This is a genomic window from Streptomyces lydicamycinicus, assembly GCF_000829715.2.
In the GTDB taxonomy this organism is placed as follows: Bacteria; Actinomycetota; Actinomycetes; order Streptomycetales; family Streptomycetaceae; genus Streptomyces; species Streptomyces lydicamycinicus.
Genome location: NZ_BBNO01000005.1, coordinates 497914 through 512853 on the forward strand (window position 1 = coordinate 497914; position 14940 = coordinate 512853).

The 14940-nt window shown below is 70.6% G+C and carries 11 protein-coding genes, 1 tRNA gene and 1 riboswitch; of the genes, 10 read left to right on the plus strand and 2 right to left on the minus strand.

Annotated elements, in window-relative coordinates:
• The first annotated feature begins 58 nt into the window (after positions 1 to 58).
• From TU31_RS19885 to TU31_RS19925, 9 genes are all read left to right on the plus strand, one after another.
• On the plus strand, positions 59 to 1378 hold the full coding sequence (locus tag TU31_RS19885; protein ID WP_042156408.1) for a cytochrome P450 family protein: 1320 nt from the start codon (positions 59 to 61) through the stop codon (positions 1376 to 1378).
• Positions 1379 to 1633: 255 nt separating this feature from the next.
• Positions 1634 to 2698: a transglycosylase family protein gene (locus TU31_RS19890; RefSeq protein ID WP_042156696.1), complete on the plus strand. Its 1065-nt coding sequence runs from the start codon at positions 1634 to 1636 to the stop codon at positions 2696 to 2698.
• A gap of 251 nt (positions 2699 to 2949) precedes the next feature.
• Positions 2950 to 3120: riboswitch (cyclic di-AMP (ydaO/yuaA leader) on the plus strand.
• Positions 3121 to 3127: 7 nt separating this feature from the next.
• Positions 3128 to 3781, plus strand: coding sequence for a transglycosylase family protein (locus tag TU31_RS19895; protein ID WP_042156409.1), 654 nt, complete (start codon positions 3128 to 3130; stop codon positions 3779 to 3781).
• A gap of 302 nt (positions 3782 to 4083) precedes the next feature.
• Entirely contained in the window at positions 4084 to 5406 is a 1323-nt protein-coding gene (gene eno / locus TU31_RS19900) for a phosphopyruvate hydratase (RefSeq protein ID WP_042156412.1), read from the plus strand.
• 156 nt (positions 5407 to 5562) lie between these two features.
• The gene (locus tag TU31_RS19905; protein ID WP_042156415.1) at positions 5563 to 6015 is read left to right on the plus strand and encodes an FtsB family cell division protein; all 453 of its coding nucleotides are present in this window, start codon (positions 5563 to 5565) and stop codon (positions 6013 to 6015) included.
• 104 nt (positions 6016 to 6119) lie between these two features.
• Positions 6120 to 6680, plus strand: coding sequence for a DUF501 domain-containing protein (locus TU31_RS19910; protein WP_042156418.1), 561 nt, complete (start codon positions 6120 to 6122; stop codon positions 6678 to 6680).
• Positions 6677 to 7621, plus strand: coding sequence for a Ppx/GppA phosphatase family protein (locus tag TU31_RS19915; protein ID WP_042156421.1), 945 nt, complete (start codon positions 6677 to 6679; stop codon positions 7619 to 7621). Before TU31_RS19910 ends, TU31_RS19915 begins: the two co-directional genes overlap by 4 nt.
• 464 nt (positions 7622 to 8085) lie before the next feature.
• On the plus strand, positions 8086 to 9477 hold the full coding sequence (locus TU31_RS19920; RefSeq protein WP_042156423.1) for an NAD(P)/FAD-dependent oxidoreductase: 1392 nt from the start codon (positions 8086 to 8088) through the stop codon (positions 9475 to 9477).
• A 199-nt stretch (positions 9478 to 9676) separates the two neighbouring features.
• Positions 9677 to 10984: an SAM-dependent methyltransferase gene (locus TU31_RS19925; protein ID WP_042156424.1), complete on the plus strand. Its 1308-nt coding sequence runs from the start codon at positions 9677 to 9679 to the stop codon at positions 10982 to 10984.
• A gap of 47 nt (positions 10985 to 11031) precedes the next feature.
• On the opposite strand, the gene TU31_RS19930 is transcribed toward TU31_RS19925, so the two are convergent.
• Both TU31_RS19930 and TU31_RS19935 read right to left on the minus strand, forming a co-directional pair.
• Positions 11032 to 13548 (minus strand): ABC transporter permease, encoded by a 2517-nt coding sequence (locus TU31_RS19930; protein WP_042156425.1) that lies wholly within the window; start codon positions 13546 to 13548, stop codon positions 11032 to 11034.
• A gap of 48 nt (positions 13549 to 13596) precedes the next feature.
• Entirely contained in the window at positions 13597 to 14379 is a 783-nt protein-coding gene (locus TU31_RS19935; RefSeq protein WP_042156427.1) for an ABC transporter ATP-binding protein, read from the minus strand.
• A gap of 475 nt (positions 14380 to 14854) precedes the next feature.
• Between TU31_RS19935 and TU31_RS19940 the strand changes: the two genes are divergently transcribed.
• Positions 14855 to 14935, plus strand: a tRNA-Leu gene (locus tag TU31_RS19940).
• Positions 14936 to 14940 lie beyond the last annotated feature (5 nt).

Consider the following 14940-nt stretch of genomic DNA (forward strand, 5'->3'; position numbering starts at 1 on the left):
CCGGGCCCCGCCCGGTACGCGGGCGCGCCGTTGTGCGCCCAGCGGTTACGGTCGGAAGGTGCACGACAAGCCCCACACCACCGCCGCCGACGCCCCCGCGGGCTGCCCCGCCGCCGGGCCCGCCCCCGCGCTGTTCACCTGGGAGTTCGCCTCCGACCCGTACCCCGCGTACGCCTGGCTGCGCGAGCATGCGCCGGTGCACCGGACCGAGCTGCCCAGCGGTGTCGAGGCGTGGCTGGTCACGCGGTACACGGAGGCGCGGCAGGCGCTCGCCGACGCCCGGCTGTCCAAGAACCCGGTCCATCACAGCGAGGCCGCGCACGGCAAGGGCAAGGTCGGCATCCCGGGGGAGCGCAGCGCCAACCTGATGACGCATCTGCTCAACATCGACCCCCCGGACCACACCCGGCTGCGCCGGCTGGTCTCGAAGGCGTTCACCCCGCGCCGGGTCGCCGCCTTCGCCCCGCGGGTCCAGGAGCTGACCGACCGGCTCATCGACGCCATGATCGCCAAACCGGGCGGCGCCGGGGAGGCCGACCTGATCCATGAGTTCGCCTTCCCGCTGCCCATCTACGCGATCTGCGATCTGCTGGGGGTGCCGCGCGAGGACCAGGACGACTTCCGGGACTGGGCGGGCATGATGATCCGGCACGGCGGAGGGCCGCGCGGCGGCGTCGCCCGCTCCGTGAAGAAGATGCGCGGCTATCTCGCCGAGCTGATCCACCGCAAGCGCGCGTCGCTGGGCGACACCGCCGAGGCGGACGAGGATCTGATCTCCGCCCTGATCAGGGCCTCCGACCACGGGGAGCATCTGACCGAGAACGAGGCCGCAGCGATGGCCTTCATCCTGCTCTTCGCGGGCTTCGAGACCACCGTCAACCTCATCGGCAACGGCATCTACGCGCTGCTGCGCCACCCCGCCCAGCGGGAGCTGCTCCAGAAGTCGATCGCGGCGGGCGACACCGAGCTGCTCGCCACCGGCATCGAGGAACTGCTCCGCTACGACGGCCCCGTGGAGCTGGCGACCTGGCGGTTCGCGACCGAGGAGCTGACGCTCGGCGGGCAGCGGATCGCCGAGGGGGACCCGGTCCTGGTGGTGCTGGCCGCCGCCGACCGCGATCCGGCACGCTTCGACGAGCCGGATGTGCTCGATCTGACCCGGCGTGACAACCAGCATCTGGGATACGGGCACGGCATCCACTACTGCCTGGGCGCGCCGCTCGCCCGGCTCGAAGGACAGACCGCGCTGGCGACCCTGCTGACCCGGCTCCCGGACATCCGGCTTGCGGTGGAACCGGATGATTTGCGCTGGCGCGGCGGACTCATCATGCGCGGACTGCGTTCACTTCCGGTGGAGTTCACTCCGGATCGGCCCTGACCAGCGACAAGACAAAATGTGACGCAGAGTCAACCGCGTGACCATTACGTGATCCGCACTACACCGACTTGTGACTACCCGAGACCCCGGCTACCTTTCGACCCGACGATCGACTGGCTTCACTCGATCGGTCGAAGCGGTGATGTGGGGGACCGGTGTAACGGTGCCGCTCGCGTGCGTCGGCCGGCCGGAGGCTCCGTCGAGCAGCTCGAAGAGCTCGTCGAACAACTCAACCGCCGCGCGAAAGGCATCCGCATGCGTTCCGGGAACGGCCGACATCGTCGCCCCCGTCAGGCACCGGCCATCTTTGTCACGGCGGGAGTGACCGGCGCCGGCTTCGCCCTCCCCCTCCTCGGGGCGAGCGGCGCACACGCCGCCGACACCGCGACCTGGGACAAGGTCGCCCAGTGCGAGAGCGCCGGCGTGTGGAGCGCCGCCTCGGGCAACGGCTACTACGGCGGCCTCCAGCTGACCCAGGAGATGTGGGACAACTACGGCGGCTCGGCCTACGCCTCGCGGCCCGACTACGCCAGTCGCTCCCAGCAGATCGCCGTGGCCGAGTCGATCCTCGACGACCGCGGGCCGGACGCCTGGCCGAGCTGCGCCGTGAACGCGGGGCTGACCGGCGACGGCAAGGCCCCGGATGTCGACCCGGGCAGCACCAGCACCCCCGCACCCGACCCGTCGGACTCCCAGGGCTCCCTCGACCCCTGGGACACCTCCGGTTCGTCCCGGTCGCACGACGACGGGGACTCCGCCGGGCAGGACGACGCGCCGCGCGACGAGCACGGCGACGCGGACAGGCGGCCGTCCGACGCGACGCCCTCGCCCGACCCCTCGGACTCCGGCGAGCCCGGCGACGCGTCCACGAGCCCGGAGCCGTCCGACCCGGCGACGCCCGGCGACCGGGACGACGACCCGTCGCGGTCCGCCGACCCGTCCGAGGACGACCCGTCCGGCAGCCCCTCCACGGACCCGTCCGAGGACGGCAGCCGTACGGACAGCACCGGCACGCCGCACAAGGTGCCCACCAAGGGCAAGCACCGCGGCGAGGCGGGCGACGAGGGCGCCAAGGGCAGCGACGACGGCAGGTCCGGCGGCCGGCACGCCTCGCGGGGCGACGACGCGCACCGTACGGGCCCGGCGGCCGACGGCGACTACACGGTGCGCCCGGGTGACAGCCTGTCAGCCATCGCCGTGGCTCACCGGCTGCCCGGGGGATGGAGCGCGCTGTACGACCGCAACGAGGGCGTCATCGGGTCCGACGCGGACCTGATCCAGCCCGGCCAGCAGCTCGATCTCGGGCGGAACGCGGGGTAGTTCGGCACCCTTCGCCCTCTTTTGGGAAAGTGAGACAAGGGTCTCGTTGACTCCGGTGGGGTCCGGTCTGCGCAACACCGGCATACCGGGCCTCACCTGCGGATATGTAACCAACCCGTGATCAAAAACGGTCAACTTGGTTCAGATGGTGGGGTTTGAACCCCAAGGGCATTACTGCTTAACGTCAGGATCGCTCGCCAAAGCGGGCCCTTCGATCACACGCCGAATCCTGCCGGTGGTCGAAGGCACTTGACGCGCAAGCGCCGAAGGCAGGAGCGGGGGACCCAGGATTTGTGCCGGCCCCGCCCGTGAAAACGGGTCAACCGGCTTGGGGTGAAGCCACGTGCGTCCTGCGCACACGGCCGGGCGACTCATCAGTCCGAACCCGACAGCTCACCTCGCAGGCGTCGGTGAGGAAACGAACGAACCATGCTGATCTTCAAGGGCAAGCACCGTCGTCCCTCCAAGGCCGTCCGCGTCGCCACCCTCGCCGGTGTCGCCGGTGCCGCCGTGGCCGTGCCGCTGATGGGCGCCACCTCCGCCTCCGCCGCCTCCGTCGCCACCTGGGACAAGGTCGCCCAGTGCGAGTCCGGCGGCAACTGGTCGATCAACACCGGTAACGGCTACTACGGTGGCCTCCAGTTCTCCAACTCCAGCTGGGCCGCCGCCGGTGGCACCCAGTACGCGCCGCGCGCCGACCTGGCCAGCAAGGCCCAGCAGATCGCCGCCGCCGAGAAGCTCCTCGCCATCCAGGGCCCGGGCGCCTGGTCCTGCGCCGGTGCGGGCAACCTGACCGCCGGTGGTCCGTCCCCCGACGTCGACACCTCCACGCAGACCAAGTCCGCGCCGAAGCAGGAGTCGGCCGAGCCGGAGGCCAAGAAGGCCCCGTCCGAGGACCGTGCCTCGCGGTCCGCCGAGCGCAAGTCCACCGGTCACGGCAACTACACCGTCAAGGCGGGCGACACCCTCGCCAAGATCGCCAAGGCCCACGGCACCGACTGGAAGTCCGTCTACAAGGCCAACAAGTCGGTCATCGGCGGCAACCCGAACCTGATCATCCCGGGTCAGCAGCTCAACGTCTGAGCCGGAGCTCACCGGGGCTCCTGAGGGCCCGAGCGGCGGGCCCCTCTTTCCTCCGTGAGACCGCCCCGTCACGGCGCGCCCTTCCCCCCAGCGCGCCGTGGCGGGGCTTCTCGTGTCCCGGACCGCTCCCAAGCCCCCCGGCCGCCGGCAGGCCGCTGACCGGCACTGTTCCGCCACGTTTCCCCTTCGGCGAACAATGTGCCAAACGTCCCGCGAACTGGGCCTTTGGGCAGGTTTTCGGGGGTGTTCCGTCCCACGGAGCGGGCCAAGGGCAGGCGGACGAGCCCGGGGCCGTTAGGCTCATGCGCAGAACGCCAGACACCCACGAAGGAGACAACGTGCCGTCGATCGACGTCGTCGTAGCCCGCGAAATTCTCGACTCGCGAGGTAATCCCACGGTCGAGGTCGAGGTCGGCCTCGACGACGGCAGCACCGGCCGTGCCGCCGTCCCGTCCGGCGCCTCCACCGGCGCCTTCGAGGCCATCGAGCTCCGCGACGGCGACCCGAACCGCTACCTCGGCAAGGGCGTCGAGAAGGCCGTCCTGGCCGTCATCGAGCAGATCGGCCCGGAGCTCGTCGGCTACGACGCGACCGAGCAGCGGCTGATCGACCAGGCGATGTTCGACCTGGACGCCACCGACAACAAGGGCTCGCTCGGCGCCAACGCCATCCTCGGCGTCTCCCTCGCCGTCGCGCACGCCGCCTCCGAGGCCAGCGACCTCCCGCTGTTCCGCTACCTCGGCGGCCCGAACGCGCACGTGCTGCCCGTCCCGATGATGAACATCCTGAACGGCGGCTCGCACGCCGACTCCAACGTGGACATCCAGGAGTTCATGATCGCCCCGATCGGCGCGGAGTCCTTCTCCGAGGCGCTGCGCTGGGGCGCCGAGGTCTACCACACCCTCAAGAAGGTCCTGAAGGAGCGCGGCCTGTCCACCGGTCTCGGTGACGAGGGTGGCTTCGCCCCGAACCTGGGCTCCAACCGTGAGGCCCTCGACCTCATCCTGGAGGCCATCAAGCAGGCCGGTTACGCCCCCGGCCAGGACATCGCGCTCGCGCTGGACGTCGCCGCCTCCGAGTTCTACAAGGACGGCAAGTACCAGTTCGAGGGCAAGGACCGCTCGGCCGCCGAGATGACCGAGTACTACGAGGAGCTGGTGGCGGCCTACCCGCTGGTCTCCATCGAGGACCCGCTGTTCGAGGACGACTGGGCCGGCTGGAAGGTCATCACCGACAAGCTCGGCGCCAAGGTCCAGCTCGTCGGCGACGACCTGTTCGTCACCAACCCCGAGCGCCTCGCCCGCGGCATCGAGGAGGGCTCCGCCAACGCGCTGCTGGTGAAGGTCAACCAGATCGGCTCGCTGACCGAGACCCTGGACGCCGTCGAGCTGGCCCAGCGCAACGGCTTCAAGTGCATGATGTCGCACCGCTCCGGTGAGACCGAGGACGTCACCATCGCCGACCTCGCCGTCGCCACCAACTGCGGCCAGATCAAGACCGGCGCCCCGGCCCGCTCCGAGCGCGTCGCCAAGTACAACCAGCTGCTGCGCATCGAGGAGATCCTCGACGACGCCGCGGTCTACGCCGGCCGCTCCGCCTTCCCGCGCTTCCGCCACGGCAGCTGACGAAGACGGCCCGCTGCCAGCCGGACAGGGCAGCAGGGGCTGAACGGGCGAGGCAATCGCCCCGCGCCCCGTACGTCCCCGGCGACGGTCCCGTACCGTTGCCGGGGACGTACCTGCTTGAAGCAGTCAGGCGTCCGTCAGTGAAGGGGAGACGACGTGCCCGCGGACCGGTTCTCGACCGCGACCCGACTCAAGGCGCTCGGCGAGCAGGCCGCCGCCCGCGTCTACCGCGCCCGCCCGCCCCGCCGCAACCGCCTCACCGGCCGTGCCGCCCTGCTGGCGCTGGTGATGTGCTCCCTGGTCGTCGCGCTCGCGTATCCCATAAGGCAGTACGTCTCCCAGCGCTCCGACATCGCCGAACAGCGCCGCAAGGCCCAGGACGCCGGTGCGGCGCTGGACCGGCTGCGGGAGCAGAAGGCCCGCTGGCAGGACCCCGCGTTCGTACGCCAGCAGGCCCGCCGGCATCTGCACTACGTCATGCCGGGCGAGGCCGGATACATCGTCCCGGACGGCTCCGGCACCGGTCCCGCACCCAAGGGGGCGCGGGCGGCGCAGCGTCCCTGGTACGAGAATCTGTGGGACGCCGTCGACGCCGCCGACAAGCGGTGACGCCGGCCCGTACCGCCGGCGGGCGGCAGCCCGTACTGTCGACAGCGGACGGCCCGCCGCGCCGCACCGCCCCCTCCACACCACTCACCTCACCGAAAGCGCACATGGACACCCCCCCGCCCCAGACCGAGCCCACCGAGCCCACCGCCGCGGACATCGCCGCCTTCAAGGAGCAGCTCGGCCGCCCGCCCCGCGGGCTGCGCGCCATCGCGCACCGCTGCCCCTGCGGCCAGCCGGATGTCGTCGAGACGGCGCCGCGCCTGGAGGACGGCACGCCCTTCCCCACGCTCTACTACCTCACCTGCCCGCGCGCGGCCTCCGCGATCGGCACGCTGGAGGCCAACGGCGTGATGAAGGAGATGTCCGAACGGCTGGCGACCGACCCGGAGCTCGCCGCCGCCTACCGGGCGGCCCACGAGGACTACATCCGGCGGCGGGACGCCATCGAGGTGCTGGCGGGCTTCCCGAGCGCGGGCGGCATGCCCGACCGGGTCAAGTGCCTGCATGTCCTCGTCGGCCATTCGCTGGCGGCCGGGCCGGGCGTCAACCCGCTCGGTGACGAGGCCCTCGCGATGCTGCCGGAGTGGTGGAAGAAGGGGCCGTGCGTGACCCCGTGCCAGGACACCACCGGAGACCGGGACGCCCCCGAAGGAGACGCCACGTGAAGCGGGTCGCCGCCATCGACTGCGGTACGAACTCCATCCGGCTGCTGGTCGCGGACGCCGACCCGGCAACGGGTGAGCTGAAGGACCTCGACCGCCGGATGCAGATCGTCCGGCTGGGCCAGGGCGTGGACCGCACCGGGCGGCTGGCGCCCGAGGCGCTGGAGCGCACCTTCGCGGCCTGCCGGGAGTACGCCGCGGTGATCAAGGGCCTGGGCGCCGAACAGGTCCGCTTCGTGGCGACCTCCGCCTCCCGGGACGCGGAGAACCGCGACGACTTCGTCCGCGGGGTGGTGGACATCCTGGGGGTGGAGCCCGAGGTGATCACCGGTGACCAGGAGGCCGAGTTCTCCTTCAACGGCGCCACCAAGGAGCTGACCGGCCGCGCCGACTTGGCACGGCCGTTCCTGGTGGTCGACATCGGCGGCGGCTCGACCGAGTTCGTGCTCGGTGACGCGTCCGTCCGCGCCGCCCGCTCGGTCGACGTCGGCTGCGTCCGGATGACCGAGCGGCATCTGGTGCACGAGGGCCAGATCAGCGACCCGCCCACCGAGGGCCAGATCGCCGCGATAAAGGCCGATGTCGCCACGGCGCTGGACCGGGCCGAGGAGACCGTCCCGCTGCGCGAGGCCGCCACCCTGGTGGGGCTGGCCGGCTCGGTGACCACGGTCGCCGCGATCGCGCTGGGCCTCGACCGGTACGAGTCCGAGGCCATTCACCACTCCCGGATCTCCCTGGCGAAGGTCCGCGAGATCACCGACCGGCTGCTGTCCTCCACCCATGCCGAGCGCGCGGCCATCCCCGTCATGCATCCGGGCCGGGTCGACGTGATCGCCGCGGGTGCGCTGGTGCTGCTGTCGATCATGGAGCGGACCGGCGCGGCGGAGGTCGTCGTCAGCGAGCACGACATCCTCGACGGCATCGCCTGGAGCCTCGCCGGCTGAGGTGAGCACGGGGCGGCAGAGGTCCGGCAACGGCCTCTGCCGCCCGGCTTTTTGAGCGGGCCGGCGGCCTGTCTGAGCGGCTTTCAGGGGGCTTTCGGCGGGCCTCGCGGAGGGGCCGGCGAAGAAAGTTCGTGAAATCCTTCACATGAAAAAGCCTGTCGTTGGACGAACAATCTCAGCGTTCGGCCCTCATTCGAAGGTCCTAGGTCTTCTCGACCCGGCGAATGCGCGGTTCCGTACGCCGCGCCGAGGCGCCCGCGGAGGCGGTGGTTCAGCCGCCCGACGGGCCGTGACGCCGGAACAACGCCTGATCAACAGGGGTCTCCAACGCCTTGCGTCCTACAGTGGTTCCGCTTTGGACTATGGCGTCGGTCACGAAGCCGGCGGAGTGTAGCAGATGCCCCTTCGGTGCTTGTGAAGGGGCTCACGAGCGACCCCCCATGTGGGGGTGGATACTCGATTGCATGAGCACCACGGAGCGTCCCAGGATCCTCGTTGTAGGCGGTGGGTACGTAGGCCTGTACGCGGCACGCCGCATCCTCAAGCAGATGCGGTACGGCGAGGCGACCGTCACGGTCGTCGACCCGCGCTCGTACATGACGTACCAGCCCTTCCTCCCCGAAGCTGCTGCCGGCAGCATCTCCCCCCGCCACGTCGTGGTGCCGCTACGACGCGTGCTCCCCAAGGCGGAGGTCCTCACCGGCCGGGTCACCACCATCGACCAGGACCGCAAGGTCGCCACGATCGCCCCGCTGGTCGGCGAGGCGTACGAGCTGCCCTTCGACTACCTGGTCATCGCGATGGGCGCGGTCTCCCGCACCTTCCCGATCCCCGGCCTGGCCGAGAACGGCATCGGCATGAAGGGCGTGGAAGAGGCCATCGGCCTGCGCAACCACGTGCTGGAGCAGCTGGACAAGGCCGACTCCACGACCGACGAGGAGGTCCGCCGCAAGGCGCTGACCTTCGTCTTCGTCGGCGGTGGCTTCGCGGGTGCGGAGACCATCGGTGAGGTCGAGGACATGGCCCGCGACGCCGCGAAGTACTACAACAACGTGAAGCGCGAGGACATGCGCTTCCTGCTGGTCGACGTCGCCGACAAGATCCTCCCCGAGGTCGGCCCCAAGCTCGGTGCGTACGGCAAGGAGCACCTGGAGAGCCGCGGTGTCGAGGTCTACCTCAAGACCGGCATGGACTCCTGCGTCGACGGCCACGTGAAGCTCAACAACGGTCTGGAGGTCGACTCCAACACCATCGTGTGGACCGCGGGCGTCAAGCCGAACCCGGCGCTGGCCCGCTTCGGTCTGCCGCTCGGCCCGCGCGGCCACGTCGACACCGACACCACCCTCCAGGTGCAGGGCACCGACTACATCTGGGCCGCGGGCGACAACGCCCAGGTCCCGGACCTGGTCGGGCGCAAGAACGGCAACGAGAACGCCTGGTGCCCGCCGAACGCGCAGCACGCGCTGCGGCAGGCCAAGATCCTCGGCGACAACGTGATCTCCGGTATGCGGGGCTTCCCGCAGAAGGAGTACAGCCACGCCAACAAGGGTGCGGTCGCCGGTCTGGGCCTGCACAAGGGCGTCGCGATGATCGTCATGGGCAAGATGAAGATCAAGCTCAAGGGCCGTCTCGCCTGGTACATGCACCGCGCGTACCACGGCATGGCGATGCCGACGTTCAACCGCAAGATCCGGGTCTTCGCCGACTGGACGCTGGCCATGTTCCTCAAGCGCGAGGTCGTCTCGCTCGGCGCCATGGAGAACCCCCGCGAGGAGTTCTACGAGGCCGCCAAGCCGGCGCCGGCCCCGCCGACCGCCGCCGAGGCCGGGGACAAGACCAAGGCCAAGGCCTCCTGAATTCCCGGTCGGCTACTCCGACCAGCCCGAAGGGCGTCCGCCATCCGTGGGGCGGGCGCCCTTTGGCGTGTCCACTCTGGCGCAAAGCGGGCGGTGTGCGGTTCTCTTACGTGTGAACGGGACTAACTGGGCGCCCCATTGGCGTTTACGTGGTGGGTGAATCTTCTTCGCCCGACTCGTCAACACGGAGGTGTGCGACATGGCCGATGCCGCTGGACGGCTCACCAAGCTCGCCGAGGAGGTACTGGGCGCACCGCTCCCGGTACGCATCCGCGCCTGGGACCGCAGCGAGTCCGGCCCGCCGGGGGCACCGACCCTCGTGATCCGCCATCGCCGGGCGCTGCGCCGGCTGCTGTTCAAGCCGGGCGAACTCGGCCTGGCCCGCGCCTGGGTGGCCGGCGACCTCGACATCGAAGGCGACCTCTACGAAGCGCTCGACCGGCTCGCCGGGCTCATCTGGGAGCGCAGCGACGCCCCCGGACCGTCGCGGGCCGCCCTCGTACGCGCCCTGGCCCGCCCGGAGATCCGCGCCGCCGCCCGGGAACTGCTCCTCCTGGCCGGCGCCCCGGTCCCGCCGGCCCCGCCCGCGGAAGAGCTCCGACGCCGCCGCGGACCGCTGCACACCCTGCGGCGCGACAAGGAAGCCATCAGCCACCACTACGACGTCGGCAACGACTTCTACGCGCTGGTCCTCGGCCCGTCCATGGTCTACTCCTGTGCCTACTGGGAGAGCCCCCAGGCCACTCTGGAGGACGCCCAGCGCGACAAGCTCGACCTGATCTGCCGCAAGCTCGGCCTCCGGGAGGGCCAGCGGCTGCTGGACGTGGGCTGCGGCTGGGGCTCGATGGTGCTGCACGCCGCCCGCGAGTACGGCGTCCGGGCGGTCGGCATCACCCTCTCCGAGGAGCAGGCCGGCTTCGCCCGTAAGCGGATCGCCGAGGCCGGGCTCGCCGACCTGATCGAGATCCGGGTGCAGGACTACCGCGAGATCCACGACGAGCCGTTCGACGCGATCTCCTCGGTCGGGATGGCCGAGCACGTCGGCCGCACCCAGTACGCGGAGTACGCCGCGGCCCTGTACTCCCTGCTCAAGCCCGGTGGACGGCTGCTCAACCACCAGATCGCCCGGCGGCCGGTCGTGGACGAGGAGGCGTACCACGTCGATGAGTTCATCGACCGGTATGTGTTCCCGGACGGTGAGCTGGCCCCGGTCGGCCGGACCGTCGGACAGCTGGAGGAGGCCGGGTTCGAGGTCCGGGACGTGGAGGCGATCCGGGAGCACTACGCGCTGACGCTGCGAAGCTGGGTCGAGAACCTGGAGCGGCACTGGGACGAGGCGGCGCGGCTCACCTCCGTCGGCCGGGCCCGGGTCTGGCGGCTCTACATGGCCGCGTCGGCGCTGTCCTTCGAGCGCAACCGCATAGGAGTCAACCAGGTGCTGGCGGTCCGGACCCCGGAGCCCGGGGACGCGGGGATGCCGCTGCGGGCGCGGGACTGGACCGGCTGACACGGCGGTGCGCCGGACCCGTCCGGGCCCGGCGCACCCACCGCGTGCTACTCCGCCTTGATGGCGGTCAGCATGTTCAGCCGCGCCGCCCGGCGGGCCGGCCACAGGGCCGCCATTACGCCGATCAGCGCCGCCGCCGCGAAGAAGAGGCCGAGCCGCCCCCAGGGCAGCACCAGCGCGTACGTCGGCATGTCACTGCTGATCATCGGACCGGCCGCCCAGCCGAAGAAGACGCCCAGTCCGATGCCGAGCACCCCGCCGAAGAGCGAGATCACCAGGGACTCCAGGCGCACCATCCGCTTGATGCCGGGGCGGTCCAGTCCGATGGCGCGCAGCATGCCGATCTCCTGCGAGCGTTCGAAGACCGACATCGCCAGGGTGTTGATGACGCCGAGCACCGCGACGATCACGGCCATGGCGAGCAGTGCGTACAGCATGTTCAGCATCAGGGTGACCGTGCCGGCGATCGCTTCGGTGACCTCCTGCTTGTCGGCGACGGAGAGCGCCGGGTTCTTGCCGAGCGCCGCGACCAGGGCGTCCTTGGTGGCGTCGGTGGCGCCGTCCTTGGTCTTCACCAGCACCCGCGAATCGTCGGCCGTCTTCTCATGCGGGGCCAGCGTGGCGTTGTCCAGGATGACGCCCATGATGAGGTCGTTGCCCTCGTAGACACCCGAGACGGTGAGCGTGCTCTTCTTGCCGTCCGCGAAGGTCACCGGGAAGCGGGAGCCGGGGTGCAGCCCCTTCTCCTCGGCGGTGTCGCTGTCCACGACCACCTGGTTGCCCTGGATCGTGCCCAGTGAGCCCTGGGTGAAGTTGAGCCGGGCGACCTTGTCGAAGTCCTTGCCGGTGACGCCGGTCAGGATCATGTGGTCCGTGAAGGACCGGCGCAGCGGGCTGACGGCGGTGACCTCGTCCAGGGTGCGGAGCTTCTTCGCCACGTCGGGGGAGAGCGGTGCCGGGCCGGCCATGGAGACCACGTAGTCGGACTTGAGCGAGGCGACGGCCTGCTTCTCGACGGAGGTCTGCACACTGGTCGCGACCACCGTCAGACCGGTGATCAGGGTCAGTCCGACCATCAGCGCGGAGGCGGTGGCTGCCGTACGGCGCGGATTGCGGACCGAGTTCTGCCGGGCGAGGGTGCCGGCGACCCCGAAGATCCGCAGGACGGGCGCGGCCAGTGCGATCAGCGGGCGGGACAGCAGCGGCGTCAGGATGAACACGCCGATCATCAGCAGCGTCGCACCGCCTGCCAGTACCAGGTTGACGCTCTTGCCGGCGGATGCGCTGGTGCCGTAGAGCACCACGGCGACGCCGGCGCCGGCGAAGAGCGCACCGATGGTGTTGCGCAGCACCAGCGATTTGGTGGTGGCGGTGGCGTGCACGCTGTTCATCGCGGCGATCGGCGGGATCTTCGCGGCGCGCCGGCCCGGCAGCCAGGCGGCCAGGACGGTGATGAGGGTGCCGACGAGCAGCGAGGTCAGCACGGCCGACAGGGGCACCACCAGGGGGCCGTCGGGAACGTTGCCGCTCATGCTGCCCATCAGGGCGCGCAGCCCGGCGCCGACGCCGACACCGGCGGCCAGGCCGACGACGGAGGCGATCCCGCCGACGACGAATGCCTCGGTCAGCACCGAGCGGGTGACCTGGCGGCGGCTGGCGCCGACCGCGCGCAGCAGCGCCAGTTCCCGGGTGCGCTGGGCGACCAGCATGGTGAAGGTGTTGGCGATGAGGAAGATGCCGACGAAGAGCGCGATACCGGCGAAGATCAGCAGTGCGGTCTGCATCGTGCTGTTCCGCTTGGCGTTCATCTTGCCGATGTCGTCGGCGAGTTGCTTGCCGGTGGTGGCCTCGACGCTGCCCTTGGGCAGCGCGGACTCGACCGCGGACTTCAGGGCGGTCTGGGAGGTGCCCGGATCGGCCTTGATCCGGATCTCCTGGAACCCGCCGGGGGTGCCCAGCAGCTTCTGGGCGGTCGGGGTGTCGAACAGGGCGAGGCTGCCGCCGGCCGCGACCTCACTGTCGTCGGTGGTGAAGATGCCGGTCAGCTTCTGCTTGTGGACCGGTCCGTTGGCGGACAGCCGTACGGTGTCGCCGACTTTGTAGCCGGCCTCGTCCGCGGTGCGGGCGTCCAGTGCGAACTCGTGCGGGCCGTGCGGGGCCGCGCCGTCGCGCATCGGGTAGCGGGCGTCCTTGCCGTCGGCGCCGGGGAAGTAGTTGCCGCCGTTGCTGGAGGTGGGGTTGCCGATCAGCGCGCCGTTCTTGTCGGCGATGCCGGTGAAGCCGGAGATGAGGCCGGTGGCGGAGGCCGCGCCGGGTACCCGGGCGGACTTGTCGAGCAGCTTCTGGTCGATGACGGGCGCCCCGGAGCCGCTGCCGGACGGCGCGTGGAGCGCCACGTCGACGTCACGGAGGTCCTCGCTGGACTGGGCCTGGGATGCCTGGGAGACGGTCTCGGTGAAGACCAGGGTGCCGGCGACGAAGGCCACGCCGAGCATCACGGCGAGCACGGTCATCAGCAGCCGGGCCTTGTGCGCAAGCACATTGCGCAAGGCGGTTTTGAACATGAGGGGTCCTGGGGGAGAGGTCAGGTCGTACGGGGCGGCTGCTGTTGATCAGCTCGTGCGGGCCTTGGCGTCGAAGCCCTTCATCCGCTCCAGCACGGTGTCGGAGGTCGGGCGGGCCATGTCGTCGACGATCCGGCCGTCGGCGAGGAAGACCACGCGGTCCGCGTAGGAGGCGGCGACCGGGTCGTGGGTCACCATCACCACGGTCTGGCCCAGTTCGCGTACGGAGTTGCGCAGAAAGCCGAGGACCTCGGCGCCGGAGCGCGAGTCGAGGTTGCCGGTGGGCTCGTCGGCGAAGATGATCTCGGGCCGGGAGGCGAGCGCGCGGGCGACCGCGACGCGCTGCTGCTGGCCGCCGGAGAGCTGGCTGGGGCGGTGCTTGAGGCGGTCGCTGAGGCCGACGGTCGCCACGACGCGGTCCAGCCAGGCGCGGTCAGGCTTACGGCCCGCGATGTCCATGGGCAGGGTGATGTTCTCCAGGGCGGTCAGGGTCGGCAGCAGGTTGAACGCCTGGAAGACGAAGCCGATCTTGTCGCGCCGGAGCTGGGTGAGCTTCTTGTCCTTGAGCCCGGTCAGTTCGGTGTCGCCGATCCGGGCGGAGCCGCCGGAGATCGAGTCCAGCCCGGCCATGCAGTGCATCAGCGTCGACTTGCCGGACCCCGAGGGGCCCATGATCGCGGTGAACTCGGCCGGTCGGAAGTCGACGGAGACCGCGTCCAGGGCGACCACCTGGGTCTCGCCCTGTCCGTAGACCTTGGTGAGGTCCGTGGCGCGGGCGGCCGCCGTGGTGGAGCCGGGGGCGGTGGCGACGCCGGAGTGGTGGGTGGTCACGGGAGGGTGCTCCTGTCGTACGAGGGGCCATCAGGTCCGCGGCGGCCCCGGGGACTCGGGTGGCGGACGGAATGCGGACGTTCTCCATCGTGGGCCCGGGGGCGGGGCGGGGGCGTCAACCCCTGTGGTCGCTTTCGACCACCCCCGGGGCGTATGAGGGGTTCGCTCGTCATCCCTGTGGAGGAGGCGACTCCAGATGCTGTTGCCTTGCTCACGGCCGCCGGAGGAGCGGCCGGGCGGGGGTGACGGTCACGCCGGCGAGGCATCGAGTTTCCGTCAATTCGGGCATGAAAATGCGCCGGGGGGCTTCCCATCGAAGGTGGGCTTCAGGCATGTGCCGAAGGCCTGTACCGGTCGCTGATGCTCACTCAGTTGCCAATAAAATAAGACAACCTCGGGAAGAGCGGCCGATCTGTGTCGTGCACTGCGGGCTACGCTCGTGCTGCCCTCTTTGAGGTGGCATGGGGGATCCCAGGCCCGGATGGTGGAATGCAGACACGGCGAGCTTAAACCTCGCTGGCCTACGGCCGTGCCGGTTCAAGTCCGGCTCCGGGCACTCCG

Bases quoted from the DNA above. Each gene is read 5' to 3' on its own strand.
- TU31_RS19890 (WP_042156696.1), top strand. From the start codon at position 1,634: ATGCGTTCCGGGAACGGCCGACATCGTCGCCCCCGTCAGGCACCGGCC.
- TU31_RS19895 (WP_042156409.1), top strand. From the start codon at position 3,128: ATGCTGATCTTCAAGGGCAAGCACCGTCGTCCCTCCAAGGCCGTCCGC.
- eno (WP_042156412.1), top strand. From the start codon at position 4,084: ATGCGCAGAACGCCAGACACCCACGAAGGAGACAACGTGCCGTCGATC.
- TU31_RS19910 (WP_042156418.1), top strand. From the start codon at position 6,120: ATGGACACCCCCCCGCCCCAGACCGAGCCCACCGAGCCCACCGCCGCG.
- TU31_RS19920 (WP_042156423.1), top strand. From the start codon at position 8,086: ATGAGCACCACGGAGCGTCCCAGGATCCTCGTTGTAGGCGGTGGGTAC.
- TU31_RS19925 (WP_042156424.1), top strand. From the start codon at position 9,677: ATGGCCGATGCCGCTGGACGGCTCACCAAGCTCGCCGAGGAGGTACTG.
- TU31_RS19930 (WP_042156425.1), bottom strand. From the start codon at position 13,548: ATGTTCAAAACCGCCTTGCGCAATGTGCTTGCGCACAAGGCCCGGCTG.